A 24,689-nucleotide genomic window follows, 5' to 3' on the forward strand; every position below is an offset into this window, starting at 1 on the left:
GCCGATGCCGGGCCTACCGGGGAGCTTTCCAGCATGTGTGATACGCACGTCCATCGTTGCACCCGCGCGCCCATCGATGCCGCCCTGGCGGCCTGCCGCCGCCGGCCGCGATCGGCAGCCCTCGCCGCGGGAGCCGGCTGACCGTGGCCACCGCGCTTCTGCCCCGCCACGACCCGCGCACCGGCCCGGGCTGGATGCTGGAGCGGCTGGGCACCGCGGTGTGGATCTTCGATATCGATGACGGCTGCGTGGTCTGGGCCAACACCGCCGCGCTGGAGATCTGGAACGCCGCCGGGCTGGAAGAACTGCGCGCCCGGCGAATGAACGAGACGATGTCGCCGGCGGTGCAGCGCCGCCTGCGCCAGTACCAGGCCGACTTCGCCGCGCGCAACACCGTGTTCACCGAGCTGTGGACGCTGTACCCGCGTGGCGTGCCGCGGCCGATGCGGGTCCGCTTCAGCGGCGTGCGCCTGGTCGGTGGCCGGGTCGGCATGCTCTGCGAGGGCGCTCCCGAAGAAGGCATGGAGCCGGAGATGATGCGCAGCGCCGATGCGCTGCTGCACACCCAGCTGATGATCTCGCTGCACCGGGACGACGGCCGCGCGCTGTATCTCAACCCGGCCGCGCGGGCCGCGTTCGAAGGCCGCCACGAACGCCTGGTGGACCGCTTCGCCCAGGCCGAGGACCACGCCCGCCTGCTCGATGCACTGGTCGGCCACGGCGAGGCGCGGCTGACCGCTCCGGTGCATACCTGCGACGGCGTGCGCTGGCACGAACTCACCGCCCGCACCTGCCTGGACCCGGCCACCGGCGATCCGTCGCTGCTGGTCAGCGCCACCGACGTGAGCAGCCTCAAGCAGGCGCAGGCGCTGGCCCAGGACATGGCCCACCACGACCCCATGACCGGGCTGCCCAACCGGCTCATGCTCTCGCCGCTGTTCGACCGGCTCAGCGCGCACGCGCGGGCGGCCGGCAGCGGGCTGGGGATGTTCTTCATCGACCTGGACCAGTTCAAGTCGATCAACGACACCCTTGGCCACCAGCACGGCGATGCCTTCCTGGTGGAAGTGGGACGACGCCTGTCGGCGCTGCGCGGTGCGCAGGACGCCGTGCTGCGGCTGGGTGGCGACGAGTTCCTGTTCCTGGCCATCGAAGACCCCGCGCAACCACGGCTGGAGGCATTGGCCACGCGGATGCTGGAGCAACTGTCGATGCCGGTGGGCAGCGGCGGCCGGCGGGTGGTGGTCACGCCCAGCATCGGCCTGGCCCGCTTCCCGGACCACGGCCAGGACGCACAGTCCCTGCTGCGCTGCGCCGATTGGGCCATGTACGAGGCCAAGACCCAGGGGCGTTGCCAGTACCGGCTGTTCCACGACCAGTCCCGCACCCGCATGGAGACCCAGCTCGAACTGCTGGCCGACCTGAAGGAAGCCATCGACGGCCAGCAGTTCGACGTGCACTACCAGTTGCGGCATTCGGTGGCGCGCGGCCGCACCGTGGCGGTAGAGGCACTGGCGCGCTGGCACCACCCGGTGCACGGCACCGTGCCTGCGGCCCAGTTCATCCCCCTGTGCGAGCGCGCCGGCCTGATCAACGCGCTGGGTACCCTGGTGATGCAGCGCGCGCTGGGCCAGCAGCGCCAGTGGCAGGCGCGTGGCCTGGACGTGGGCGTGTCGATCAACGTCTCGCTGCGCCAGCTCAGCGACCCAGGCTTCGGCGCGCATGTGGCGCAACTGCTGGAAGATGCCGGCTGCCAGGGCGACCGCATCGAGCTGGAGCTGACCGAAACGGTGCTGGTGGAAGGCAGCCGCACCGTCCACGAAAACCTGGAACGGATCCGCGCGCTGGGCATGCGCATCGCCATCGACGACTTCGGCACCGGGTATTCCAACCTGGCGCGGCTCAGCGAAACGGCCATCGACTGCATCAAGATCGACCGCAGCCTGATCTTCGGCCTGCCACGCAACGCCGCCATCGTGGAGACCATCGTCGCCATGTGCCGGCTGATGCGGGTCACCATCGTGGCCGAGGGCGTGGAAACGGCCGAGGTCGCCGAGTGGGCCGGCCGCCACGGCTGCCACGAGCTGCAGGGCTTCCACTTCGGCCGGCCGATGCCGGCTGCCGAGATGGAGGCGCGGCTGGCGGCCGAGCACGCCGCCGCACCCTAGCCGCTCAGCCCGAGGCCGGCACGCTCGCGGCCACCGCCAGCAGGAACAGTGCGAAGACCCGGCGCAGCGCCTGTGCGCTGAGCCGGTGCGCCAGCCGCGTGCCCCATGGCGCGGCCAGCACCGAGGCCGCCGCCACGCCAATGGCCGCCGGCAGGTAAACGTAGCCGATGCCGTGCTGCGGCAGCACCCCGGCCGGCGCATGCACCGCATAGCCCAATGCGCTGGCCAGGCCGATGGCCACGCCGCAGGCGCTGGACGTGCCCACCGCGCGCACCGGCACCACACCGCGCCAGACCAGCAATGGCACGGTCATGCTGCCGCCGCCGATGCCCACCACCGCCGACAACGCGCCGATGCCGCCGCCGGCCGCGCTCATCGGCCAGCCGCGCGGCACAGGCGCCTGGCCGCCGCCGGGCACCGCGACCGTGCGCCCGAACCCCACCTGCCACGCCGCCAGCAGGCAGTAGCCGCACACGATCCAGCGCAGCACGCCGCCATCCAGCGCAACCGCAACGCCGCTGCCCAGCCAGCCACCCAGCAACAGGCCGGGCACCATCCACGCCACCGTCGGCCACAGCACGCTGCCGCGGCGTGCATGGGCGCGCGCAGAGGACGCGGCGGTGAGCACGATGCTGGCCAGCGAACTGGCCAGGGCCACATGCATCGCCACCTCCTGCGGCACCCCGAACAGCGGCAGCAGCCAGGCCAGCGCCGCCACCAGCACCAGCCCGCCGCCGACCCCGAGCAGGCCGGCCAGCACGCCCACGGCCACGCCGAGCAGCGGAAACAGCAGGTACATCGTCAATGGCACGTCCAGCAAGGCATCCACTCCGTGATGCCGCCCTTGCGCAACACGCAAACCAGGCGCGCGGACATCACGGCCATTCAGGCGGATTGGGTATATTCGGGCACATGTCGCATTCCACCAACCACCCCACTGCGCCACGCGCGCCACGCCCTCCCTTCCTGCTGTTGCCGCTGCTGCTGCTTGCCGCAGCCGCCGGCCATGCACAACCGGCCGGGACCACGACCGACGCGGCGATGAAAACCGCGCTGGCCGCCGCCCAGCGCGGGCAACTGGGCCAGGCCCAGGCCGATGCCCTGCGTGGCGACCCGCGCTGGCCGTGGCTGGAATCCACCCGCCTGTCGCGCAATCTCGATGCGGCGGCCGATGCCGGCCAGGTGCGTGCGTTCCTGCAACACCACGACGGCCAGGCGGCCGCCGATGCATTGCGTGAACGCTGGCTGGCGGCACTGGCACGTCGCCAGGACTGGAGCGGACTGCTGGCGGACTGGCGCCCGCAGACCGATGCCGGCCTGCGCTGCGCGCGCCTGAATGCACTGCAGGCGCTTGGCCGCACCGATGCCGGCTGGACGACCGAGGCACAGGCACTGTGGCGCACCGGCAAGTCCATGCCCGATGCATGCGACCCGGTATTCGCCACTTTGGCCTCGCGCGGCGGGCTGGATGATGCGTTGCGCTGGGAGCGCTTCGACCTGGCGCTGGCCGAGTCCGACCCGGCGGTGATGCGCGCGGCGGCCAGCGGGCTGCCGGCCGCAGCCAGGGCCCTGGCCGAGGACTACGCCGCCTTTGTCCAGGCCCCGCATGCGCGCACCGGCCAATGGCCGCGTGACACGCGCAGCCGCAAGGTGGCATCGGCCGGGTTGACCCGGCTGGCGCGCAATGCGCCCAGCGCGGGCGAAGCACAGCTGGCGCGGATCAGCCCCGCCCTGGGCATGACCGACGCCGAACGCGGCCCGGTGCTCTACCAGATCGCCCTGCAGACCGTAGCGTCCTACCTGCCGGATTCGGCCAGGCGCCTGGCGGCGGTGCCCGAATCGGCCTACGACGAGCGCCTGCACGAGTTCCGGGTGCGCGAGGCGCTGGCCCGTGCCGACTGGAGCGGCGCGCTGGACGCGCTGCGCAAGCTGCCGGCCTCCATGCGCAACGACTCGCGCTGGCAGTGGTTCGAAGCGCGCATGCTGGAAAAGCTCGGCCGTGGCCCCGAAGCGCTGGCGATGTTCCAGCGCACCGCCACCGCGCCGAACTTCCACGGCTTCCTGGCCGCCGACCGGCTCGGCCTGCCGTACGCGCTGTGCCCGTGGACCCATGCGCAGACGCCGGCGCTGCGCGCCGAAGTGGCACGCGATCCGGCACTGGTACGCGCGCTGGCCCTGTACCGCATCGACCGTGCGGGCTGGGCCGTGCGCGAGTGGAACCACGCCATGGCGCGTTTCGACGATGAGCGGCGCCACATGGCCGTGGCCATCGCCCAGGACAATGGCTGGTTCGACCGCGCCGTGTTCGCGCTGGGCAAGCGGCCGGAGGAGCAGCGCCTGTACACCCTGCGCTTCCCGCTGCACCACGATGCCGAGATCCGCGCCGCCGCGCGCCGCCATGCGCTGGACCCGGCCTGGATCGCCGCCGAGATCCGCGCCGAGAGCATCTTCAATCCCAATGCACGCTCCCACGCCAATGCACGCGGCCTGATGCAGTTGCTGCCCAGCACCGCCGCAGCAGTGGCAAAGCGCATTGGCCACGCCTATGCCGGGGCCGAGAGCCTGTACGACGCGGCCACCAACATCGCCCTGGGCAGTGCCTACCTGCGCCAGATGGAAGACAAGTACGCCACCACCTACCAGGCGATCGCCGCCTACAACGCCGGCCCGGCGCCGGTGGCGCGCTGGCTCTCGCAGCGCGGCAGCTACGACCCGGACCTGTGGATCGAGACCATCACCTACAAGGAAACCCGCGAGTACGTCGCCCGGGTGCTGGCCTTCAGCGTGATCTACGACTGGCGCCTCAACGGCGACGCACTGCCTGTCAGCGACCGCCTGATGGGCCGCACCGAAGGCAAGCGCAAGGCCTTCGCCTGCGCGGCCAAGCCGGAGTAGCCGGCGTCGGCCGCCCAGCGCGCGCCAGCGCAGTCGCCTGCACGGCGAGCGGCTGCACGGTCACCTGCACGGCAGCACGCTAGGATGCGGCGCATGGATACCTACCTGGTCGGCGGCGCGATCCGCGACGAACTGCTCGGCCTGCCGCCCGGCGACCGCGACTGGGTGGTGGTGGGCGCCACCCCGCAGCAGATGCTGGACGCCGGCTTCCGGCCGGTCGGCCGCGATTTCCCGGTATTCCTGCACCCGCACACCGGTGAGGAACACGCCCTGGCGCGCACCGAGCGCAAGAGCGGGCGCGGCCATCGCGGTTTCGTGGTCGACGCCGATCCCTCGGTCACCCTGGAACAGGACCTGCAGCGCCGCGACTTCACCATCAATGCCATCGCCCGCGATGGTGCCGGCACGCTGGTCGATCCGTATGGCGGAGTGGCCGACATCGAACGGCGCGTGCTGCGCCATGTCGGCCCGGCGTTCGCCGAAGACCCGCTGCGGGTGCTGCGCGCGGCGCGATTCATGGCCAGGCTTGCGCCGCTGGGCTTCCAGGTGGCACCGGAAACACTGGCGCTGATGCGGCAGATGGTCGAAGCCGGCGAGCTGGACACACTGGTGGCAGAGCGGGTCTGGCAGGAGTTGCGCAAGGCGCTGGCCGCCGCGCGCCCGTCGGCATTCCTGTCGACCCTGCGCGAGTGCGGCGCACTGGCGGCGGTGCTGCCCGAAGTGGACGCGCTGTACGGCGTGCCGCAGCGCGCCGAGTTCCACCCCGAGGTCGACACCGGCGTGCACCAGCAACTGGTCAGCGACATGGCCGCGCAGCTTGCGCCGGGCGATGACCTGGTCGGCTTTGCCGCGCTGACCCACGACCTGGGCAAGGCGCTCACCCCGGCGCACGTGCTGCCGCGCCACATCGGCCACGAGGCCGCCGGGCTGAAGCCGCTGGCCACGCTGTGCGAACGCCTGCGCATCCCGACCACCCATCACCGCCTGGCGCAGGCCGTGTGCCGCGAGCACCTCAACGTGCATCGCCTGGCCGAACTGCGCGATGCCACGGTGCTGGAGTTGCTGGAACGCTGCGACGCCTTCCGCCAGCCCGCGCACGTGGCGCGCATCGCACTGTGCTGCGAGGCGGACAAGCGTGGCCGCCTGGGCCACGCCGACGCGGACTATCCGCAGGGTCCGGAGCTGGTGCGCCTGCATGCGGCCGCGGCGGCGGTCAACGCGCGCGACCTGGACCTGGCCGAAGGGCTGGATGGACCGCAGGTCGGCCGTGCGCTGCGCCAGGCCCGCATCGACGCCATCGCCGCGGCACGCACGCTGCACAACGGCACGCCGCAGCCGCCGCCGCCGGCGTCGGCGCGCTGACAGCATCGAATCCGGGCGACAGGCCTGGCCCGGCGCAGCGTCGCAACACTCACTCCCGGGTCCACCACTCGCCTTCCTGGCTCCAGTCCACGCCGTGCCACTGGCTGGCCAGCCGGCGGAACTCCGCTCGGTCGATTTCCTTCCATTCGTCGCGCCAGCACCACTGCCGCGCGCCGGCAGGGAACAGCACCTTGGTCGGCCCCTTGCCGAAGATGCCGCCATGCAGTGCCCGCTGGTCCGGGCACGCGTAGTACTTCTCGACGATCAGGGCGAAGGCCGGCGGCTGCTTGCGCGCTTGCCACCACACGTTGGCAAACAGGCCCGCGATGGCCACGGCGACCACCGCGATGACGGCAAGCACGACGATGAGCACGGTCTTGAACATGGATCTCCTCACGTCCGCGGATCAGGCACCGGAGGACACCCCGCCGATCCAGGTTTCGCGCACCTGCAGCGTCTGGTCCAGCAACACCAGGTCGGCCTGCAGGCCTGCGGCAATGCGGCCGGTGCGTCCCTCCAGGCCGAGGAAGCGCGCCGGGTAGGTCGCAGCCATGCGCGCGGCCTCCTCCAGCGGCAGGCCGAGCAGTTGCACGCAGTTGCGCACGGCGGTGGCCATGTCCAGCGCCGAGCCGGCCAGGGCGCCATCGCCATTGCGCACCACCCCGTCCACGGCGGTGATGGCCTGCCCGTACAGCTCGAACGATGGGTCGTCCGAGCCCACCATCGGCATCGCATCGGTAACCAGGAAGACCTTGCCGCGCGGCTTGGCCGCCAGCGCCACGCGCAGGCTGGCCGGGTGCACGTGCACGCCGTCGACGATCACGCCGCACCAGCTGTCGCGATGCTCCAGCGCCGCGCCGACCACGCCCGGCTCGCGGCCCTGCAGCGGCGACATCGCGTTGTACAGGTGGGTGAAGCCACGCACGCCGGCGCCCAGCCCCGCGCAGGCCTGCGCGTAGGTGGCGGCGGTATGGCCGGCGGCCACGATCGCCCCGCGCGCGACGAAGGCACGGATGATGTCCGCGGGCACCTGTTCCGGCGCCAGGGTGACCAGGGTGATGCCGTTGTCCAGGGCGGTGGCCATGGCCACTTCCGCCGCGTCCGGCACGCGGAAGCGGCCGGCGTCATGCGTGCCCTTGCGCGCCGGCGCCAGGTACGGGCCTTCCAGGTGGATGCCAAGCACCCCGGGCACGCCGGCGGCGATCGCCGCGCGGACCGCGCCGATGGCGCGTTCCATCACCTGCGCGCCGTCGCTGATCAGGGTGGGCAGGAAACCGGTGGTCCCGAAGCGGCGATGCGCCCGGCCAATCGCGGCAATCGCCTCGGGGCTGGTGTCGTTGTTGAACAGCACGCCGCCACCGCCATTGACCTGCGCATCGATGAACCCCGGCAGCAGCCAGCCGCCGCCCAGGTCCTGCACGGTGCCCGCGTGCTGGCGCGCCTGCGCATCAGGCACCAGCGCGGCGATGCGCCCGGCATCGTCGAGCACCAGCGCCAGGTCGTCGTGGAAGCCGTCGTCCAGCAACACCCGGGCTCCGGCCAGCGCGCGCGCCATCATGCCTCCTGCCAGTTCGGATTGATCGGCGCCCATGATGCGGCAATCGACCGCCGCGTGGCAGTCGCGGTTGCCAGCCGGCCCGTGTGCGGACCACACTCGCGCCGGTTGCGGCCACGGGCCGCGGAGAGCTTGCGTGCACCCACATTCCCCTGCCGAGGTATTGCTGGCCGCCGACGTGGGTGGCACCTATGCACGCGTGGCGCTGCTGGAAGCCGGTGCCGGCGATGCGCCGCCGCACCTGCTGCACTACGCCAAGTACGTGAGCGCGGAGTTTGCCAGCCTTGCGCCCATCCTGGCCGACTTCCTGGCCATGGCCAGGATCAGCGTGCGGCACGCGGTCATCGCCTCGGCCGGCTGCGCGATGGACGATGGCACGGTGATCGCGGCCAACCTGCCCTGGCCGCTGCCTGCGCGCCAGCTGCAGGACCAGCTCGGGCTGCAGCAGCTGTGGCTGATCAACGATTTCGAGGCGCTGGCGCATGCCGCGGCCCGGCTGGATCCCGCGCAGGCAACCCACCTGGGTGGACCGGCGCAGCCGGCGCCTGGCCCGGTGCTGGTGCTGGGGCCGGGCACCGGCCTGGGTGCGGCGCTGTGGGTGCCCACGGCCGGCGCGCCCCGGGTGCTGGCAAGCGAAGCCGGACAGGCAGCCCTGGCGATGGCAACGCCACTGGAAGCGGCGCTGCTTGAGCACATGCGCCAGGGGCGCAGCCATGTGCCTGCCGAACACGCAATCTCCGGCCCCGGCCTGCTGCATCTTTACCGCGCGCTGGGCGCGCTGCGTGGCACGCCGGTACCGCTGGAGACACCGGCGGCACTCACCGCCGCAGCCGCCGCCGGCGACCCGCCCGCACGCGAGACCCTGGAAATCTTCTGCGGCCTGCTCGGCAGCGTGGCCGGCGACCTGGCATTGGTCAGCGGTGCCAGCACCGTATGCCTGGCCGGCGGCCTCCTGCCACACCTGGGCCCACTGCTGGACCGCGAACGCATCGTTGCGCGCTTCCTCGACAAGGGCCCGATGCGCCAGCGCCTGGCGCAGGTCTGCATCCGCCTGCTCGAGCATGGCCAGCTCGGCGTCACCGGCGCCGCGTACTGGTACCGGGAACAGGGCACCAACCCGTCCTGACCCGCGCACCACCGCACGCCCTTCGGTGATTGGCAGCCGCCGCCTGCGTGCGCAGGGCGCGGCCGGGTGCACGCGCGTCAACCGCCGCCGATGCGCCGTTCCAGGCGCAGCAGCGCATCGCGCCACGGACTCACGGCACTCAGCAGGCCCAGGATGACGCCCACGGTATTGGCCACCGCATCGGCGATGTCGGGCTGGCGGGTGGCGGTGAAACTTCCCTGCATCCACTCCAGCGCCACGCCCAGCAGCACCAGCCCGGCGCCGGCCAGGACCAGCGTCCGTCCAGGCACCAGCACCTGCACCAGGCCGGCCGCCAGCACCGCGTAGGCCAGCAGGTGTTCGACCTTGTCACCGTGCTGCGGCATCGGCATCTGCGGCGGCGGCACCAGGCTCAGGACCACCACCAGGGCCACGGCCAGCAGCCACAGGCCCAGCCACAGCAGCGGCCGGCGCAATGGCTTGAGCACGCCTTGGTGCACGCGGCGACGGGCCTGGCTCACAGCCGCCAGCTCAGGTCGCCGAACAGGAACGCCGCATCCAGGTCGACCCCGCGCGCGAACGCCATGGCCTGGAACCGCTCGCCCATCTGCTCGGGCAGGGTCAGGCGCTTGAGTTCCTGGCGCAGGCGCAGCGTGCCGGCCTCGTCGCTGCGCGCCTGCGCATCCTCCAGCAGGCGATCCACGCCATTGCCCAGCAGGAAGCTGGCCTGGCTGCAGTAGCCGGCCAGGTCGAAACCGGCGCCGGTACCGGCCTCGGCCAGCGCGGTGAAGTCCACCGATGCGGTGATGTCCTGCAACCCCGGCCAGCGCAGCACGTCCTCGTGCATGCGCTGGCGGTAGAACGCGCGCAGGGTGCCGTCGCTGCGCTGCGGCTGGTAGTACTCGCGGCGCGGATGGCCGTAGTCCACGAACAGCATCGCACCCGAACGCAGGCCGCCGGCCACCGCCTGCACCCAGTAGGGCAGCTGCGGCAGCAGTTCGGAGCGGTAGCCATCCGGCAGCGCCGCGTCCAGGCCCTGCTCGACGTGGCGCACGGCGGCGGTCATCAGCGCGTCGGCCGGCCGGTCCACGCGCACGAAACCGTCGTTGCCATCCAGCGCCACGTGCTCCTCCAACACCTCGCCGGCGCGCAGGCAGAAGCGCGGCGTGGGCAAGGCATCGATCACCTCGTTGGCAAACAGCACGCCGTCCCACGCATCCTCGAACGGGCCGTCCAGCCAGCGCACCAGGTCGAACACCGGCGGGCTCAGGGTGCGCTGCAGGTGGTCGCGCTGGCGCGCGCGCAGGTCGGCGCTGGGCTCGAGGATGGCGTAGCAATCCGGCAACGCATCCAGTTGCAGCAGCCGCTTGAGGGTGACTTCGGCAAACGCGCCACTGCCGCCGCCCAGCTCCAGCACCCGCGCCTGGGTGCCGAGCTGGCGCAGCGCCACGGCAAGCACACCGGCCACCGTGGCGGCGAACAGGCGCCCGGATTCGGGGGCGGTGACGAAATCGCCGGCCTGCCCGAACTTGGTGCTGCCGGCGCTGTAGTAGCCCAGGCCCGGCGCATACAGGCACAGCTCCATGAAGCGCGAGAACGGGATGCTGCCGCCGTCGCGGGCAATCTGGGCGCGGATGTAGCGCGCAAGTTCCTCGCTGTGGCGCAAGGCATCCGGGTCGGGCGAAGGCAGGTCGGCGTGCATCGGCGAAGATGGGCGTGGACAATGTTCAGGATAGCCCGAGCGAGCTGGCGCAATGCGACATCCACGCCCCGTGGTCCTGGTGACCGGCGCTGCGCGCCGGATCGGTGCGGCAATCGCGCGCCGGCTGCATGCCCACGGCTACGACCTGGCCCTGCACCACCATCATTCGGTGGCCGATGCGACGGACCTGGCCGCTGCGCTGGAAACCGCGCGCGACGGCAGCACCCTGCTGCTGCAGGCGGACCTGGCCCGGTTCGACCGCCTGCCCGAACTGGTGGCCGCGTGCGTGGGCCACTTCGGCCGCCTCGACGGGCTGGTCAACAATGCATCGCTGTTCCAGCCCACGCCGCTGGCCACCGCCACGCCTGCGCAGTGGGACGCGATGATGTCCACCAACGCGCGCGCGCCCTTGTTCCTGGCCATGGCCGCCGCGCCGCACCTGCGCGCGGCCGGCGGCGCGGTGGTCAACGTGACCGACCTGTATGCCGGGCGCCCGCTGCACGGGCACGCGTTCTATTCGGCCAGCAAGGCCGCGCTGGTGTCACTGACCCGTGCACTTGCCCAGGAACTGGCGCCGGACGTGCGGGTCAATGCGGTCGCCCCTGGCGCCATCCTGTGGCCGGAGCAGGCGAGTGATCCGCAGCAGGCGCAGGCCAGGCAGCGCGCGATCCTCGACGCCACCTCGCTGGGCCGCAGCGGCGCGCCCGGGGACGTGGCCGCAGCGGTGCACTGGCTGCTGTCGGCCGATGCCGGTTACGTCACCGGCCAGGTCCTGCATGTGGATGGCGGGCGCGAACGCTGAAACCGGCAGGCACCGCATCCGCAACGTGCCTGTCCACCGACGCAAAGGACCCGGGGAAAGCCGCCTCGTCGCGTGACAAGGGTGCCCCTTGTAGGAGCCGGTCTTGCCGGCGACCGCAGGACGCCTTCCAGCCATTGCGAGGTCGGCCCGAGGGACGCTCCTACAGGGAAATCGCCTCGAACGCATCGCCGTGCTGCGGATGCGCGCGCCACAGCTCGCCCAGGGTGCGGCCACTGAGCGGATCGACGAAATCCGCGGCGATGTCGGCCATCGGCTTGAGCACGAAGGCGTGCTTGAGCTCCGGGCGCGGTATCCGCACCCGCGCCCCGTCACGCAGCACCCGGTCGCCATAGAACACCACGTCCACGTCCAGGGTGCGGTCGGCCAGGCGCGGGCCGTCGCGGCGGCGGCCGTGGCGGTCCTCCAGCGCGTGCAGCCAATCCTCCAGCGCCGCCAGCGGCATGCCGGTGCGGATGGCGACGGCGTTGTTGAGGAACACTGCGCCGTCGAAGCCCACCGCCGGCGTGCGATACGCCGGGGACACGGTCATTTCACCGAAGGTGGCGCGCAATTCCGCCAGCGCCGCGCGCAGGTGGCATTCGGGCTCGATGTTGCTGCCCAGGCTGAGCAGCACCCGGATGGCTGCCGGGGTATCGCCGCTGGCGTCCGCTGCACCGTGCACCACGGCACTCACGCCCGCTGCCCGTGGCCGTGCGCGTCCGCGCCGGCCGCAACCTGGAGCGGGTCCATCTCGATGCCGGCGCGTGGAGTCATGCAATGCCCGTGGATGTGCGCGGCGATTCTAGGCAGCAGCCCGCGCCGTGACCAGCGCCGCGCAGGCGCAGGCTCAGGGCGCGGCTGCCGGCGCCGCATCGGTCCCGGCTGCGCGCGTGCCCACCAGGGCGTGGAAATCGGCGCCGCCCGGATTCTGGAACACGCGCAGGCCGAACTCCGGCAGGATCGCCAGCAGGTGGTCGAAGATGTCCGACTGGATGCCTTCGTACACCGCCCAGCGGGTGTCGTTGGTGAAGCAGTAGATCTCCAGCGGGATGCCGTCGGCACCCGGCTGCAGCTGGCGCACCAGCAGGGTCATGTCCTGGTGCACGCCCGGGTGCCGGCGCAGGTAGCGCTCGACGTACGCGCGGAAGGTACCGAGGTTGGTGATGCGGCGCGCGTTGAACGGCAGCTGCCCGTCCTCGCCGAGGCCGGCGTTCCAGTCGGCCAGCTCGCGCTCCTTCTGCGCCAGGTACTCGCGCAGCAGCACGAAGCGGCCCAGGCGCTGGCGCTCATCCACCTCAAGGAAGCGCACGCTGGACTGGTCCAGGTACAGCGAACGCTTGATCCGGCGCCCGCCCGCCTCCTGCATGCCACGCCAGTTCTTGAACGACTCGCTGATCAGCTTCTTGGTCGGGATCGTGGTGACGGTCTTGTCCCAGTTCTGCACCGTGACCGTGTGCAGGGCGATGTCGATCACGTCGCCGTCGGCGTTCTGGCTGGGCATCTCGATCCAGTCGCCGATGCGCACGCGGCCATCGCCGCTGATCTGCACGCTGGCCACCAGCGACAGCAGGGTGTCCTGGAACACCAGCATCAGCACCGCGGTTGCCGCACCCAGGCCGGTCAGCAGGTGCAGCAGCTTCACCCCGGCCAGGGTCGCGACGATCGACAGACCGGCCAGGGCGAAGATCACGATCTTGGCTACCTGCAGGTAGCCCTTGATCGGCTTGTTGCGCGCGTCGGGACGGCGCTCGTACAGCTCGTTGACCGCATCCAGCGCATGCGACACCGCCAGCGCGAGGGTCAGCACCACCCAGGCCTGGCAGGCACCGTGGACGAAGGCCACCAGTGCCGGCGGCAGGCCGGGAATCCAGCCGATGCCGGAGGAGATCACCATCGCCGGGACCACGTTGGCCAGGCGCGGGATCACCCGCATGTCGGCGATGCCGGGCTTGCCGGCCTGGTTTGCGAGCATCGCCAGCAGCCGGCGCAGGCCGCGCAGCAGGATCCGCTTGGTGACGAAGTTGGCGACGGCCGCGGCGAGGACCAGCAGCGCCAGCAGCAGTGCCGGCCAGGCCCAGGGCCACGGTGCCAGCAGTTCCCTCAGGCCGTGCAGGCCGATGGCGCTGGTCCAGTCACCAGCGCTCGATACTCCAGGATCCACTTACGACTCCTTCGACGGCGCACTGCGCTCGATGATCACGCCCACCGACTGCGCGCCGCGCACCGCGCCGGGCTTGCCCAGCCTGAGCCGTACCCAGCACACGCCGAACTCGGCGATCACCAGCTCCGCGCAGCGCTCTGCCAGCGTCTCCACCAGGCCGAAGCTTGACTGCTGCACGTACTGGACCAGGCGCTTGCTGATGGCCTTGTAGTCCAGGGTGTCGGCGATGGCGTCGCTGGCCGCCGGCCGGCGGTTGTCGAAGGCCATTTCCAGGTCCAGGCGCAGGGGCTGCCGGATCCGGCGTTCCCAGTCGTAGATGCCGATCAGCGCGTCGATTTCCAGGCCTTCGATGAATACCTTGTCCATGGAGGGGGTCCGTGGCTGGTGACCGATGATGGTAACGACTCGGGCGCCTGCCTGCCCCACATGCATGCCGCAGCGACCATCGATGCGGTCAGGCATCCGCCGTCAGCGGTGGCAGATCGGCCATGTCCCAGCGCGGAGTCACTTTCACCTGGCTGTCCTGGCGTTGCCCGGCTTCAAGCCGCAACGCGCCGGCAAAGGCGATCATCGCGCCGTTGTCGGTGCACAGCGATGGCCGCGGGAAACAGGCGCGGCCGCCGCGGCCGGCGCACATGGCCTGCAACTGCGCGCGCAGGCGCGTGTTGGCACCGACCCCGCCGGCCACCACCAGCACGTCGCTGCCGGCCGCATCCAGCGCGCGCGCGCACTTGATCGCCAAGGTATCGACCACCGCGTCCTCGAAGCCACGGGCGATGTCGGCCCGGGTCTGCGCGGACTGGTCGGACTGCTGCCACGCCAGCAGCACCTGGGTCTTGAGCCCGGAGAAGCTGAAATCCAGCCCGGGGCGGTCGGTCATCGGCCGCGAAAAGCGGTATGCGCCGGGGGTGCCCTGCTCGGCCAGCGCCGCCAGCTGCGGGCCGCCCGGATACGGCAGGCCCATCAGCTTGGCTGTCTTGTCGAATGCCTCGCCGGCGGCGTCATCCAGGGTTTCGCCCAGCAGCCGGTAGCGGCCGATGGCCTCCACCGCCACCAGTTGGGTATGCCCGCCGGACACCAGCAGGGCCACGAATGGCGGCTGCGGGGGGTTGTCTTCCATCAGCGGCGCCAGCAGGTGGCCTTCCATGTGGTGGACGGCTACCGCCGGCACGTCCAGCGCCCAGGCCAGCGCGCGCGCGGTCCCGGCACCGACCAGCAGCGCCCCGACCAGGCCCGGCCCGGCGGTGTAGGCCACGCCATCCAGGTCGGCCACGCCCAGCCCGGCCTCGGCCAGGGTCTGGCGGACCAGCGGCAGCAGCTTGCGCACGTGGTCGCGGCTGGCCAGTTCCGGCACCACTCCGCCATATTCGGCGTGCAGGGCGATCTGGCTGTAGACCGCATGCGCGCGCAGGCCGGCCCCGGGGGCGGTGTCGTACACGGCCACGCCGGTTTCGTCGCAGGATGTTTCGATACCGAGGACGCGCATGGCTGCTCCGGCCGGAAAAGGGGGCGGGACCACCGGCTTGCAGGCGGCCCCATGGCGCGGATATGATACGCGGCTCACCGGGCCAGCCCCGGTCTTTTGTGTCCGGAGATTCCATGCCCAGCGTCAAAGTCCGCGAGAACGAGCCCTTCGAGTTTGCGTTGCGTCGCTTCAAGCGCACCTGCGAAAAGGCCGGTGTCCTGGCCGAAACCCGCAAGCGCGAGTACTACGAGAAGCCGACCCAGGAGCGCAAGCGCAAGGCCGCCGCGGCGGTGAAGCGCCAGCTGCGCCGCATGTCGCGCGACGTCACCAAGCGCCAGCGCCTGTACTGATCACGGCGTTGCGTTCCACGGGGCGCCCGGCCGGGCCTGCCCTGCGGCACGAGGCAACCGAAAGCCGGCACGCACGCGCGTGACCGGCTTTTTGTGTTTTCCGCAATTCCCGATCCGCCCCACCACTCAACCCAAAGGTGCGCGATGAGCCTGAAGCAGCAACTGACCGAAGACATGAAGGCCGCCATGAAGGGTGGCGACAAGGACACGCTGGGCGTGATCCGGCTGATCAATGCGGCGATCAAGCAGCGGGAAGTGGACGAGCGCATCGAGCTGGACGACGCGGCCGTGGTCGCCGTGCTGGACAAGATGGTCAAGCAGCGCCGCGATTCGGTGACCCAGTACGAGGCCGCCGCGCGCGAGGACCTGGCCGCGGTGGAGCGCGCCGAAATCGTGGTGATCGAGCGCTACCTGCCGGCCAAGCTGGACGAGGCCGCGATCGTGGCGGCGGTGGATGCGGCCATTGCCCAGGTGTCTGCCGGCAGCGGCGGAGCCATCGGCCCGGCCGACATGGGCAAGCTGATGGGCGTGCTCAAGCCGCAGCTGGCCGGGCAGGCCGACATGGGCCAGGTCTCGGCACTGGTGAAGAAGCGCCTGGCGGGCTGACGCCCCGGCGCGGCGCTCACGGCGCGGCCACGCAACCGCGGCCAGACTGGCGGCTCCGGCGTGCCGCCGCCGCCATCTGCGCCGCATGAAACGCCCCTCGTCCGCCAAGCTCGGCGTGTTGCTCGAGCGCCTGTCCGACAGCCTGCCGGTGGCGCTGGTCAAGCGCTTCGTGGAAGCCAACCTGATCAGCCAGGCCGCTTCCCTTTCGTTCTACACCCTGCTCTCGCTGGCCCCGCTGCTGCTGTTGCTGCTGTGGATGACCGCCTCGCTGTACCCGCCGGCGCAAGCCTCGCTGGTGGCGCAGATCGGTGAACTGGCCGGCGACAACGCCGCCACCGTCGCGGCCACGGTGATCCGCAATGCCAGCGACCAGCCCAGCATGGGATCGCTGGCCGGGCTCTGGGGCACGGTGCTGTTGCTGGCCGGCGCCACGGTGGTCTTCGCCCAGCTGCAGGGTGCGCTGAACCTGATCTTCCGCAGCGAAGGCCGGCGCCTGGGCGGGCTGCGCGCATGGCTGCGCAAGCGCGTATTCTCGCTGGGCGTGGTGCTGGCGCTGGGCTTCCTGCTGATCGTGTCGATGATCGCCACCACTGCGCTGCAGGTAGCCTTCGCGCACCTGCCCTCGCTGCTGCCCGTGGTCGGCTACGTCACCACCCTGGTGCTGTTCGCGATCGCCTTCGCCTTCCTCTACCACTACCTGCCCGACCGCCGGGTGGCCTGGCGGCAGGCGTTCCTGGGCGGGGCGATCACCTCGGTGCTGTTTGCCCTGGGCCGCTACCTGATCGGCCTGTACCTGGCCCACGCCGCGCCGGGCAGCGCCTACGGGTCGATGGGTGCGCTGGTGCTGCTGCTGGTGTGGATGTATTACGCAGCGGTGGTGTTCTTCGCCGGCGCGCTGATCACCGCGGTGATCGATGAGCGCGCGCAGGCCCGCAAGGACGCGTCCCGCCCGGACAAGGCCGACGCGGAGCCGGGCCGGGATGCTGGCCGGGCGGCGCCCGCTGCGGAATAAGGCATCTGCGCCAGGTGCAGGGAGACGGATGCAGTGCCGTGGCTGCGGGCGCTGCCGGGCAAGGTGTTCAGCATGCGCCCGGTGGAGACGATGCAGTGCCGCAGCGCCGTGTGCCGCCGGGCAAGGCTTTTCGGCATGTGTCCAAGTGGAGACGGAGGCAGCGCCGCGGCGCTGTGCGCTGCCGGACAAGGCTTTTCCGCATGTGCCCGGTGGAGGCGGATACAGTGCTGCGGGCGCCGTGCGCTGCCGGGCAGGCTTTTCAGCATGTACCCGGTGGAGGCGGAGGCAGTGCGGCGGCGCTTTGGCACGTGGTGTGCTGCCGCTCATGTCCCCCGGCCCCGGCCCTGCGGGCCAGGACCTCCTCCTTGACCTCCCGTCAGCACACCACGCACCAAATCGCTCCAGACCTGGTTGGCGCCCTATGTAAAAGCCGACGCCGTACATCAACGCCGGCGCCTTTCGTGCGGGGCGTAGCCGCCTCCTGTAGGAGCCGGCCTCGCCGGCGACCGCGGTGCGGGGTGGCGTGTCACGATGCTGCAGCCTGCATCGGGTCGCCGGCAAGACCGGCTCCTACATGTGGGGGCCGATGAACGTTGGACGGTGTGGTGCGATGCCTGCTGACGGGAAGTCAAGGAGGAGGCTGCGGCCGCAGGCCGCAGCCGGGGACTTTCGTGCGGGGCGTGGACGCCTCCTGTAGGAGCCGGCCTCGCCGGCGACCGCGGTACGGGGTGGCGTGTCGCGATGCTGCAGCCTGCATCGGGTCGCCGGCAAGACCGGCTCCTACACGTGGGGGCCGGTGAACGTTGGACGGTGCGGTGCGGCAAACCATCCCTCCCAGCGCCGCACTCAAGACAAGCCCACGCGCCTGCGCCACCAGGCACCCCGCCCCGCCGCATTGACCAGGCCCTCGCCACGATACCCGCCAACGATGGGCCGCAGTGGCATGCTATGCCGATGGCCCGCCTGTCCGACGCCTTCATCGACGACCTGCTCGCGCGCTCCGACATCGTCGAGGTGGTGGGCGCGCGCGTGCCGCTCAAGCGCAAGGGCCGCGAGTACGCCGCGCCGTGTCCGTTCCACGACGAACGCACGCCATCGTTCTACGTCTCCCCGACCAAGCAGTTCTACCACTGCTTCGGCTGCGGCGCGCACGGCACCGCGATCAGCTTCCTGATGAATTACGACCGCCTCGAGTTCCTCGACGCGGTGGAGGAACTGGCACGTCGCGCCGGCATGGAAATCCCGCGCGAAACCCGCCAGAACAACCAGGACAGCGACCTGCGCGACCAGTACGCGGCGCTGGAGGCGGCCGCGAAACTGTTCCAGCGCCAGCTTGCGGAAACCCCGCGCGCGCGCAGCTATCTGGACGACCGCGGCGTGGACGCCGACACCCGCACCCGTTTCGCCATCGGCTACGCCGCCGATGGCTACACCACCCTGAAGGACGCCCTGGGCACGGACGAGCGCCGGCTCAAGCTGCTCGACCGCACCGGGATGTTGTCGAAGAACGACCGCGGCCACGTCTATGACAAGTTCCGCGACCGGGTGATGTTCCCGATCCACGACCGCCGCGGCCGGGTGATCGCCTTCGGCGGCCGCGTGCTGGACAAGGATGCCAGCCCCAAATACCTCAACTCGCCCGAAACCCCGCTGTTCCACAAGGGCCGCGAGCTGTACGGCCTGTGGCAGGCGCGCCAGGCCAACCAGAAGCTGGAGCGGCTGATCGTGGTGGAGGGCTACATGGACGTGGTGGCCCTGTTCCAGCACGGCATCACCCAGGCCGTGGCCACCCTGGGCACGGCCACCACGCCCGACCACGCCGAGCTGCTGTTCCGCAACGCGCCGGACGTGCACTTCTGCTTCGACGGCGACGCCGCCGGCCGGCGTGCGGCCTGGCGGGCGCTGGAATCGGTGCTGCCGCGGATGAAGGATGGCCGCCAGGCCTTCTTCCTGTTCCTGCCCGAGGGCGAGGACCCGGACAGCATCGTGCACAAGGAAGGCGCTGCCGGCTTCGATGCGCGCCTGGCCCAGGCCACCCCGCTGTCGCAGTTCTTCTTCGACGAACTGGGCCGCGACATCAACCATGCCACCCTGGACGGGCGTGCCCGCCTGGCCGAGCGCGCGCGCCCGCTGCTTGCCCAGCTCCCGGACGGCGCCTTCGCCGACCTGATGCGCCAGGAACTGCAGCGCCGCACCGGCGTGGACACCGCCCGGCCCGCCAAGCCGCCACCGCCACCGCAGCGCAATGCGGCCACCGCGCAGCGGCGCAGCCTGGTACGCAGCGCCATCGCCCTGCTGTTGCAGCAACCATCGCTGGCCCTGCAACTGGAACGGCCGTACCGCTTCGCCGGGCTGCGCCTGCCCGGCATGCCGCTGCTGCTGGAACTGCTGGACGCGGTGGTTCAGCGTCCCGAGATCAGCACCGGCGCACTGCTGGAGGCGTTTGCCGGGCACGAGCAGTCCGACGCCCTGCGCACGCTGGCCGCCAGGGCCCTGCCCGGCGACGCCGACAGCTGGGCGATCGAGCTGCACGACGCGACCGCCCAGCTGGAACGCCAGGCACTGCAGCAGCGCATCGACGAGCTGCAGGACAAGCAGCGCGCCCAGGGCCTGGACGACACCGACAAGTACGAGATGCGGATGCTGCTGCAGGCGCTGGCCGGACGCACGTGAGCGGCCCGGCCACGGGCGGCATGCTAGGATCGCGCATCGAAGGGGAGTAGCCCTCCCGCGCTGTCGTCGTCATGACGGGCCTTGCGGCCCCGGCGCAGCGGCAGGCCACCGGCCTGTGGGCAAGACCTTCGCCGCCCCGCGGCGAAGGCGCATCGCTCCAAGCTTGTCGATGCCGTCCGCCGTGGCCCAGGAACACCCCGGACCCGATCGCCCCCAATGGACAACCTGCTCAACCCCGAAATCTGGATCGCCCTGGCCACGCTCACCGCGCTGGAGCTGGTGCTGGGTATCGACAACATCATCTTCATCTCGATCCTGGCCGGGCGCCTGCCGCCGGGACAGCGCGATCGCGCGCGCAAGCTCGGCATCGCCGCGGCGGCCATCACCCGGCTGGGGCTGCTGTTCACCATCGCCTGGATCATCGGCCTGACCAAGCCGCTGTTCGAGCTGTTGGACCACCCGTTCTCCTGGCGCGACCTGATCCTGATCGGCGGTGGCCTGTTCCTGATCGCCAAGGCCACCCACGAGATCCACCAGAAGATCGAGGGCGCCGGCGACGGCGGCCCGAACCTGGCCCGCGCCGCCACCTCCTTCGGCGGGGTGATCGTGCAGATCATGCTGCTGGACATCGTGTTCTCGCTGGACTCGATCATCACCGCGGTCGGCATGGTCGACGAGCGCTGGGTGATGGTGGCCGCGATCCTGATCTCGATCGTGTTCATGATCGTCTTCGCCGGGCCGATCGGCGACTTCGTCGAGCGCAACCCGACGGTCAAGATCCTGGCCCTGAGCTTCCTGATCATGATCGGCCTGGTGCTGATCGCCGACGGTTTCGGCCAGCACATCTCCAAGGGCTACGTGTACGCAGCCATGGCCTTCTCGGTATTCGTGGAGACCATCAACCTGTGGATCAAGCGGCGCGAGCAACGGGCGACGGCGCCGGAAACCACGGACCGCTGACCCGGCGCCGGCACCACCCAGGTGGTGCCGGCTCCTACGGCAGGGGCACCAGCGGCAGCCAGTGGTCCACCAGCAGGAACGCGAACAGCGCCATCAGGTAGACGATGGACCAGTTGAACACCCGCATGGCGAAGAACTCGTCCGGCGGATCAAGCAGGCGCCAGGCATACCAGAGGAACACGCTGCCCAGCACCAGCGCACCGCCCAGGTAGAACAGCCCGCTCATGCCGAACAGCACCGGCAGGATGCTCACCTCCACCAGCAGCACGGTGTAGAACAGGATCTGCCACCGGGTGTAGGTGACGCCGTGGGTGACCGGCAGCATCGGGATCAGCGCGCGCGCGTAATCCTGGCGACGGAAGATCGCCAGCGCCCAGAAATGCGGCGGGGTCCACACGAACACGATCAGCACCAGCAGCAACGCGTGCTGCCAGTCCCACGGGCCACGCATGCCGGTCACCGCCGCCCAGCCCAGCAGCGGCGGGGCCGCGCCGGCAATCCCGCCGATCACGATGTTCTGCGGCGTGGCGCGCTTGAGGAAGCCGGTGTAGATCACCGCATAGCCGATCAGCGAGGCGAAGGTCAGCACCGCGGTGACGGTATTGACCCACGCCAGCAGGATCGCCATCGACACGATGCCCAGGACCAGGGCGAACACCAGCACCTGGATCGGCCGCAACGCGCCGGTGGCCAATGGCCGGTGCGCGGTGCGGACCATCACCTTGTCGATGCGCTGGTCGATCAGGTGGTTGATCGCCGCGGCCGAGGACGAGGCCAGCCAGATGCCGAGCAGGCCGGCCACGCCCTCCTGCAACGGCGGCAGGCCGGGGACCGCCAGGAACATGCCCACCAGCGCGGTGAACACCAGCAAGGCGACCACGCGCGGCTTGGTCAGCTCCAGGTACTGGCGCCACAGGGGAATGGCGGCACTCATGCAACCTGCTCGGGTTCGGTCACCCGCGCCAGCAGGGTCACCAGCACGAACAGCAGGGCGGTGGCGCCGGCGTTGTGCAGCACCGCCACCGACAAGGGCAGCGCCAGCTTCACGTTGAGCACGCCCAGGCCCACCTGGACCAGGACCAGCGCGCCCAGCGTGGCCGCCCAGGCGCGCATGCCCGGGGTGCGCCGCAGGCGCAGCGCCAGCCACAGCAGGTACACCGATGCCAGCACCGCCATCAGCCGGTGCGCCATCTGGATGGCGATGCGCGATGCGCCATCGAGCACGCCGCCTTCGTAGTCCACCCCGATCCCGCGCCACAGCACGAAGCCTTCGCGGAAATCCGCCGGAGGCCACCACTGGCCCACGCACCTGGGGAAATCAAGATAGTGGTGTTGCGCGGTGGTCCAGCCGCCGCCGCCGCAGGCCAGCGCAGCGTAGTTGGCGCTGGTCCAGCCACCCAGCGCAATCTGCACGCCCAGCACCGCGATGCCCAGCGCGACCCAGCGCCGCAGCGCGCGCGCGTAGGCCATCTGGATCGGCAGGTCGGTGGCGCGCCAGGCCATCCACACCAGCAGCGAGAACGTGGCCAGGCCGCCAAGCAGGTGGCCCATCACGATCACCGGCTTGAGCAGCAGGGTCACCGTCCATTTGCCCAGCAACGCCTGGAACACGATCACCGCCAGGGTGAGCACCGCGGCGCGGGCCAGGTCGATGTTGGACCAGCGCAGCGCGGCCAGCAGCAGGATCGCCTCGCCGGCGCCGGCCAGGGCGAAGGCCAGGCCGATGTGGCCGTACATGTAGGCGGGGATGGCCGCCGCCACCAGCAGCGATGCACCGATGATCCGGGTCACGCCCAGGCGCCTGCGGCGCGCGGCCACCAGCGCCAGCCCCAGCACCAGCACTCCCAGGGTCGCAGCCAGGTGGCGGTGGACCTGTTCGCGCCAGGCCTTGGTGGTGTCGAAGGCACGGATCTCGCTGGCCGCATGGGCGGCGGCATCCTGCTGCGCGGATGGCCAGGTCGCACGGCCGTAGCAGGTTGGCCAGTCCGGGCAGCTCAGGCCGGCATCGGACAAGCGCACGAACGCACCGAACACCACCACGCAGGCGGTCAGGGCCACCGCCAGCCACGCAATGCGGTGGAAGTGACGGGCGAACCTGCGAGGGACGAGCGGAATCATCGGCATCGCCCTCAGCGCAGCTTGAGCAGCCTGGCCACGTCGGTGCGCAGGTGGCCGGGGTCGGTGCCTGGCCGATAGCGCAGGATCACGAAGCCGTTGGGATCGACCACGTACAGCGGGATGCCGGCCGGGTCGGCCGAGCGCGGCAGCGCGCCGCGCAGCGCGGCGTCATCCTGCAGCACATGCAGGACCCGCAGCCGCTCCGCATCGGGCGGCGGCGCACCCAGCCACAGCACATCGACGTGGTCGGCCTTGTGCCCGAACAGGCGCCACACCTTGTCCAGCTGCTCCAGCACCTGCGCGCAATCGGCGCCACAGCCGGCAGCCGGAGCGACGGCCAGGATGCGCCAGGTGCGCGCTTCCGGCTCCCAGGCGTAGTGGCCGCCACCGGCCAGCTGCGGCGGGTGCTGGCGCAGATCCACTGGCGGTTGCAGCAGTTCGCCATGATTCTTCAGCCCGGCGGGCATCCAGCCACTGAAGCGGAGCATGCCCGCACCCAGCGCCGAACCGAAGAACAGCACGAACAAGCCGATCAGTACCAGGCGGCCGCGGCCGGTGCGCGCGGAATCTTGGGCAGGAACAGTCATGTTGCTGATTTTCGCATGCCCGGGGCCGGCCGGGGTCGCAGCGCCGCGATCGGCGCCGGCCGCCGCCCCGTCACCGGCGCGACCGGCGCTGGCGCAAGGTCAGCACCAGCGCCACAACCAGCACCGCGGTGGCCAGCGCGAACCATTGCACCGCGTAGCCCAGGTGCTTTTGCGGCGGCAACGTGTTGGGCAGCAACTCCAGGTCGCGCGCGTAGCCCAGCGCCAGGTCCGGGTCCGCGCGCAGCACGCGCGGCGCCAGCGCCGGCAAGGCCAGTGCGGCGGCTACCGCGGCCGGCTCCAGGGCCACCACCAGCACGGTGCCGTCGGCCTGTCGGGCCGGTGCCGCGCGCAGCAGCCCCGCCGAGGGCGGCGGCAGCAGCAGGCCTTCGATGTGCGCCACCTCCGGCACCGGCACCTGGGGCATGCGCCGGTCGCCCGGCAGCGGCAGCCAGCCCAGCTCGACCAGCAGCGGCGTCGCCGCGGCGCCCGCGGCCTCCGGCACGAACACCCGGTAGGCGCGTACGCCCGGCTGGCCGTCGCGGTTCTGGTTGTCCAGCAACACCGCGGGCAGCGGTGCGAAGCGGCCGCTGCCGCCCGCCCAGTCGTAGCCGCGCGCGCGCGACGGATCGGCGGCCAGGGCCAGTGGCCCGGCGCTGCGCTGCTCCAGCACCTGCGCCGATGCGTCCAGCAACGCCTGCTTGGCGTGCATGCGTTGCAGCTGCCAACTGCCCAGGCCGGCGAACAGCGTGGCCACCACCAGGGCCAGGGTCCACCCGGCCCACAGCGGCATCCGCCGCCGGCTCACCGCCCGCCTCCACACGCGGCAGCAACCCCGGCCTGCGATAATGGCGCATCCTTCCGTGCGCCCGCCGAGGCCGAACCCGTGAGCGATTCACTCAAGACCCTGATCGTGGTCGCGTTCCTGCTGGTCATCCTGTGGAACCTCGGCTCGGCGCTGTATTACCTGATGGTCGACCGTGGCGAGAGCAAGCGCACGGTCAATGCGCTCACCCGCCGCATTGGCCTGTCGGTGGCGCTGATCCTGCTGGTGGTCCTGGGCATCTGGACCGGGGTGATCCAGCCGCACGGGGTCGGACGCTGACCCCAGGGCGGTCGTGGCGCGGTAACCCCCCAAACGACAAGGGCGCCGCATGGGCGCCCTTGCCTG

24 protein-coding genes are annotated in these 24,689 nt (G+C 71.1%); 11 read left to right on the top strand and 13 right to left on the bottom strand.

Translation table 11 applies throughout. The annotated features are described in order from the left end of the window. The first annotated feature begins 143 nt into the window (after positions 1 to 143). Positions 144 to 2,168 (top strand): putative bifunctional diguanylate cyclase/phosphodiesterase, encoded by a 2,025-nt coding sequence (locus ACEJ41_RS12040; RefSeq protein ID WP_374012506.1) that lies wholly within the window; start codon positions 144 to 146, stop codon positions 2,166 to 2,168. 4 nt (positions 2,169 to 2,172) lie between these two features. Here the strand turns inward: ACEJ41_RS12040 and ACEJ41_RS12045 are convergent, their stop codons facing one another. Next, positions 2,173 to 2,997: a sulfite exporter TauE/SafE family protein gene (locus tag ACEJ41_RS12045; RefSeq protein ID WP_374012507.1), complete on the bottom strand. Its 825-nt coding sequence runs from the start codon at positions 2,995 to 2,997 to the stop codon at positions 2,173 to 2,175. A gap of 83 nt (positions 2,998 to 3,080) precedes the next feature. Here ACEJ41_RS12045 and ACEJ41_RS12050 point away from each other — a divergent pair, with 83 nt between their 5' ends. After that, entirely contained in the window at positions 3,081 to 5,063 is a 1,983-nt protein-coding gene (locus ACEJ41_RS12050; RefSeq protein ID WP_374012508.1) for a transglycosylase SLT domain-containing protein, read from the top strand. Positions 5,064 to 5,156: 93 nt separating this feature from the next. Continuing rightward, positions 5,157 to 6,425 (top strand): multifunctional CCA addition/repair protein, encoded by a 1,269-nt coding sequence (locus ACEJ41_RS12055; protein WP_374012509.1) that lies wholly within the window; start codon positions 5,157 to 5,159, stop codon positions 6,423 to 6,425. 49 nt (positions 6,426 to 6,474) lie between these two features. Here ACEJ41_RS12055 and ACEJ41_RS12060 read toward each other — a convergent pair whose 3' ends face one another. Together ACEJ41_RS12060 and nagA are read right to left on the bottom strand one after the other, a co-directional pair. Then, a complete protein-coding gene (locus tag ACEJ41_RS12060) occupies positions 6,475 to 6,810 on the bottom strand; it encodes a hypothetical protein (protein ID WP_374012510.1) in 336 nt (111 codons plus the stop codon). A 21-nt stretch (positions 6,811 to 6,831) separates the two neighbouring features. Further along, the gene (gene nagA / locus ACEJ41_RS12065; protein WP_374014139.1) at positions 6,832 to 7,980 is read right to left on the bottom strand and encodes an N-acetylglucosamine-6-phosphate deacetylase; all 1,149 of its coding nucleotides are present in this window, start codon (positions 7,978 to 7,980) and stop codon (positions 6,832 to 6,834) included. 136 nt (positions 7,981 to 8,116) lie between these two features. Between nagA and ACEJ41_RS12070 the strand changes: the two genes are divergently transcribed. Continuing rightward, positions 8,117 to 9,106, top strand: coding sequence for a glucokinase (locus ACEJ41_RS12070; protein ID WP_374012511.1), 990 nt, complete (start codon positions 8,117 to 8,119; stop codon positions 9,104 to 9,106). Positions 9,107 to 9,183: 77 nt separating this feature from the next. On the opposite strand, the gene ACEJ41_RS12075 is transcribed toward ACEJ41_RS12070, so the two are convergent. Next, positions 9,184 to 9,606, bottom strand: a complete 423-nt coding sequence (locus tag ACEJ41_RS12075) for a VanZ family protein (protein WP_374012512.1) — start codon at positions 9,604 to 9,606, stop codon at positions 9,184 to 9,186. Beyond that, positions 9,603 to 10,787, bottom strand: coding sequence for a class I SAM-dependent methyltransferase (locus tag ACEJ41_RS12080; protein ID WP_374012513.1), 1,185 nt, complete (start codon positions 10,785 to 10,787; stop codon positions 9,603 to 9,605). Before ACEJ41_RS12080 ends, ACEJ41_RS12075 begins: the two co-directional genes overlap by 4 nt. A 52-nt stretch (positions 10,788 to 10,839) precedes the next feature. Here ACEJ41_RS12080 and ACEJ41_RS12085 point away from each other — a divergent pair, with 52 nt between their 5' ends. Continuing rightward, complete coding sequence (locus ACEJ41_RS12085) at positions 10,840 to 11,589, top strand: pteridine reductase (protein ID WP_374012514.1); 750 nt, start codon at positions 10,840 to 10,842, stop codon at positions 11,587 to 11,589. 160 nt (positions 11,590 to 11,749) lie between these two features. Here the strand turns inward: ACEJ41_RS12085 and folK are convergent, their stop codons facing one another. From folK to tsaD, 4 genes are all read right to left on the bottom strand, one after another. After that, positions 11,750 to 12,229: a 2-amino-4-hydroxy-6-hydroxymethyldihydropteridine diphosphokinase gene (gene folK, locus ACEJ41_RS12090; protein WP_374014140.1), complete on the bottom strand. Its 480-nt coding sequence runs from the start codon at positions 12,227 to 12,229 to the stop codon at positions 11,750 to 11,752. Between the two features lie 207 nt (positions 12,230 to 12,436). Next, on the bottom strand, positions 12,437 to 13,750 hold the full coding sequence (locus ACEJ41_RS12095; protein WP_374012515.1) for a mechanosensitive ion channel family protein: 1,314 nt from the start codon (positions 13,748 to 13,750) through the stop codon (positions 12,437 to 12,439). After that, positions 13,751 to 14,116 carry a dihydroneopterin aldolase gene (folB, locus tag ACEJ41_RS12100; RefSeq protein ID WP_374012516.1) on the bottom strand — a complete coding sequence of 122 codons (366 nt, stop codon included), beginning with the start codon at positions 14,114 to 14,116 and terminating at the stop codon, positions 13,751 to 13,753. Positions 14,117 to 14,204: 88 nt separating this feature from the next. Further along, positions 14,205 to 15,236 carry a tRNA (adenosine(37)-N6)-threonylcarbamoyltransferase complex transferase subunit TsaD gene (tsaD, locus tag ACEJ41_RS12105; RefSeq protein WP_374012517.1) on the bottom strand — a complete coding sequence of 344 codons (1,032 nt, stop codon included), beginning with the start codon at positions 15,234 to 15,236 and terminating at the stop codon, positions 14,205 to 14,207. A gap of 113 nt (positions 15,237 to 15,349) precedes the next feature. Between tsaD and rpsU the strand changes: the two genes are divergently transcribed. The 5 genes from rpsU to ACEJ41_RS12130 all read left to right on the top strand — a co-directional run bounded on the left by rpsU (position 15,350) and on the right by ACEJ41_RS12130 (position 20,816). Continuing rightward, complete coding sequence (gene rpsU / locus ACEJ41_RS12110) at positions 15,350 to 15,565, top strand: 30S ribosomal protein S21 (RefSeq protein ID WP_013533886.1); 216 nt, start codon at positions 15,350 to 15,352, stop codon at positions 15,563 to 15,565. 144 nt (positions 15,566 to 15,709) lie between these two features. Beyond that, complete coding sequence (locus ACEJ41_RS12115) at positions 15,710 to 16,171, top strand: GatB/YqeY domain-containing protein (RefSeq protein WP_374012518.1); 462 nt, start codon at positions 15,710 to 15,712, stop codon at positions 16,169 to 16,171. Between the two features lie 85 nt (positions 16,172 to 16,256). Further along, a complete protein-coding gene (locus ACEJ41_RS12120) occupies positions 16,257 to 17,183 on the top strand; it encodes a YihY/virulence factor BrkB family protein (protein ID WP_374012519.1) in 927 nt (308 codons plus the stop codon). A 954-nt stretch (positions 17,184 to 18,137) separates the two neighbouring features. Further along, positions 18,138 to 19,856: a DNA primase gene (gene dnaG, locus ACEJ41_RS12125; RefSeq protein WP_374012520.1), complete on the top strand. Its 1,719-nt coding sequence runs from the start codon at positions 18,138 to 18,140 to the stop codon at positions 19,854 to 19,856. A gap of 216 nt (positions 19,857 to 20,072) precedes the next feature. After that, entirely contained in the window at positions 20,073 to 20,816 is a 744-nt protein-coding gene (locus tag ACEJ41_RS12130; protein WP_374012521.1) for a TerC family protein, read from the top strand. 34 nt (positions 20,817 to 20,850) lie between these two features. On the opposite strand, the gene ACEJ41_RS12135 is transcribed toward ACEJ41_RS12130, so the two are convergent. The 4 genes from ACEJ41_RS12135 to ACEJ41_RS12150 all read right to left on the bottom strand — a co-directional run bounded on the left by ACEJ41_RS12135 (position 20,851) and on the right by ACEJ41_RS12150 (position 24,311). Then, the gene (locus tag ACEJ41_RS12135; RefSeq protein ID WP_374012522.1) at positions 20,851 to 21,750 is read right to left on the bottom strand and encodes a heme o synthase; all 900 of its coding nucleotides are present in this window, start codon (positions 21,748 to 21,750) and stop codon (positions 20,851 to 20,853) included. Then, on the bottom strand, positions 21,747 to 22,934 hold the full coding sequence (locus tag ACEJ41_RS12140) for a heme A synthase (RefSeq protein ID WP_374012523.1): 1,188 nt from the start codon (positions 22,932 to 22,934) through the stop codon (positions 21,747 to 21,749). The genes ACEJ41_RS12135 and ACEJ41_RS12140 overlap by 4 nt, the downstream gene beginning before the upstream one ends. An 11-nt stretch (positions 22,935 to 22,945) precedes the next feature. Beyond that, complete coding sequence (locus tag ACEJ41_RS12145) at positions 22,946 to 23,521, bottom strand: hypothetical protein (protein ID WP_374012524.1); 576 nt, start codon at positions 23,519 to 23,521, stop codon at positions 22,946 to 22,948. 70 nt (positions 23,522 to 23,591) lie between these two features. After that, a complete protein-coding gene (locus ACEJ41_RS12150) occupies positions 23,592 to 24,311 on the bottom strand; it encodes an SURF1 family protein (protein WP_374014141.1) in 720 nt (239 codons plus the stop codon). Between the two features lie 93 nt (positions 24,312 to 24,404). Here ACEJ41_RS12150 and ACEJ41_RS12155 point away from each other — a divergent pair, with 93 nt between their 5' ends. Next, positions 24,405 to 24,623 (top strand): twin transmembrane helix small protein, encoded by a 219-nt coding sequence (locus tag ACEJ41_RS12155; protein WP_374012525.1) that lies wholly within the window; start codon positions 24,405 to 24,407, stop codon positions 24,621 to 24,623. Positions 24,624 to 24,689: the final 66 nt, after the last annotated feature.

Origin of the sequence: Pseudoxanthomonas koreensis (assembly GCF_041890415.1) — a bacterium.
GTDB lineage: Bacteria > Pseudomonadota > Gammaproteobacteria > Xanthomonadales > Xanthomonadaceae > Pseudoxanthomonas > Pseudoxanthomonas koreensis_A.

Bases quoted from the DNA above. Each gene is read 5' to 3' on its own strand.
- ACEJ41_RS12050 (WP_374012508.1), top strand. From the start codon at position 3,081: ATGTCGCATTCCACCAACCACCCCACTGCGCCACGCGCGCCACGCCCT.
- ACEJ41_RS12055 (WP_374012509.1), top strand. From the start codon at position 5,157: ATGGATACCTACCTGGTCGGCGGCGCGATCCGCGACGAACTGCTCGGC.
- ACEJ41_RS12060 (WP_374012510.1), bottom strand. From the start codon at position 6,810: ATGTTCAAGACCGTGCTCATCGTCGTGCTTGCCGTCATCGCGGTGGTC.
- nagA (WP_374014139.1), bottom strand. From the start codon at position 7,980: ATGGCGCGCGCGCTGGCCGGAGCCCGGGTGTTGCTGGACGACGGCTTC.
- ACEJ41_RS12080 (WP_374012513.1), bottom strand. From the start codon at position 10,787: ATGCACGCCGACCTGCCTTCGCCCGACCCGGATGCCTTGCGCCACAGC.
- ACEJ41_RS12085 (WP_374012514.1), top strand. From the start codon at position 10,840: ATGCGACATCCACGCCCCGTGGTCCTGGTGACCGGCGCTGCGCGCCGG.
- folB (WP_374012516.1), bottom strand. From the start codon at position 14,116: ATGGACAAGGTATTCATCGAAGGCCTGGAAATCGACGCGCTGATCGGC.
- tsaD (WP_374012517.1), bottom strand. From the start codon at position 15,236: ATGCGCGTCCTCGGTATCGAAACATCCTGCGACGAAACCGGCGTGGCC.
- rpsU (WP_013533886.1), top strand. From the start codon at position 15,350: ATGCCCAGCGTCAAAGTCCGCGAGAACGAGCCCTTCGAGTTTGCGTTG.
- ACEJ41_RS12115 (WP_374012518.1), top strand. From the start codon at position 15,710: ATGAGCCTGAAGCAGCAACTGACCGAAGACATGAAGGCCGCCATGAAG.
- ACEJ41_RS12120 (WP_374012519.1), top strand. From the start codon at position 16,257: ATGAAACGCCCCTCGTCCGCCAAGCTCGGCGTGTTGCTCGAGCGCCTG.
- dnaG (WP_374012520.1), top strand. From the start codon at position 18,138: ATGGCCCGCCTGTCCGACGCCTTCATCGACGACCTGCTCGCGCGCTCC.
- ACEJ41_RS12130 (WP_374012521.1), top strand. From the start codon at position 20,073: ATGGACAACCTGCTCAACCCCGAAATCTGGATCGCCCTGGCCACGCTC.
- ACEJ41_RS12135 (WP_374012522.1), bottom strand. From the start codon at position 21,750: ATGAGTGCCGCCATTCCCCTGTGGCGCCAGTACCTGGAGCTGACCAAG.
- ACEJ41_RS12140 (WP_374012523.1), bottom strand. From the start codon at position 22,934: ATGATTCCGCTCGTCCCTCGCAGGTTCGCCCGTCACTTCCACCGCATT.
- ACEJ41_RS12145 (WP_374012524.1), bottom strand. From the start codon at position 23,521: ATGACTGTTCCTGCCCAAGATTCCGCGCGCACCGGCCGCGGCCGCCTG.
- ACEJ41_RS12150 (WP_374014141.1), bottom strand. From the start codon at position 24,311: ATGCCGCTGTGGGCCGGGTGGACCCTGGCCCTGGTGGTGGCCACGCTG.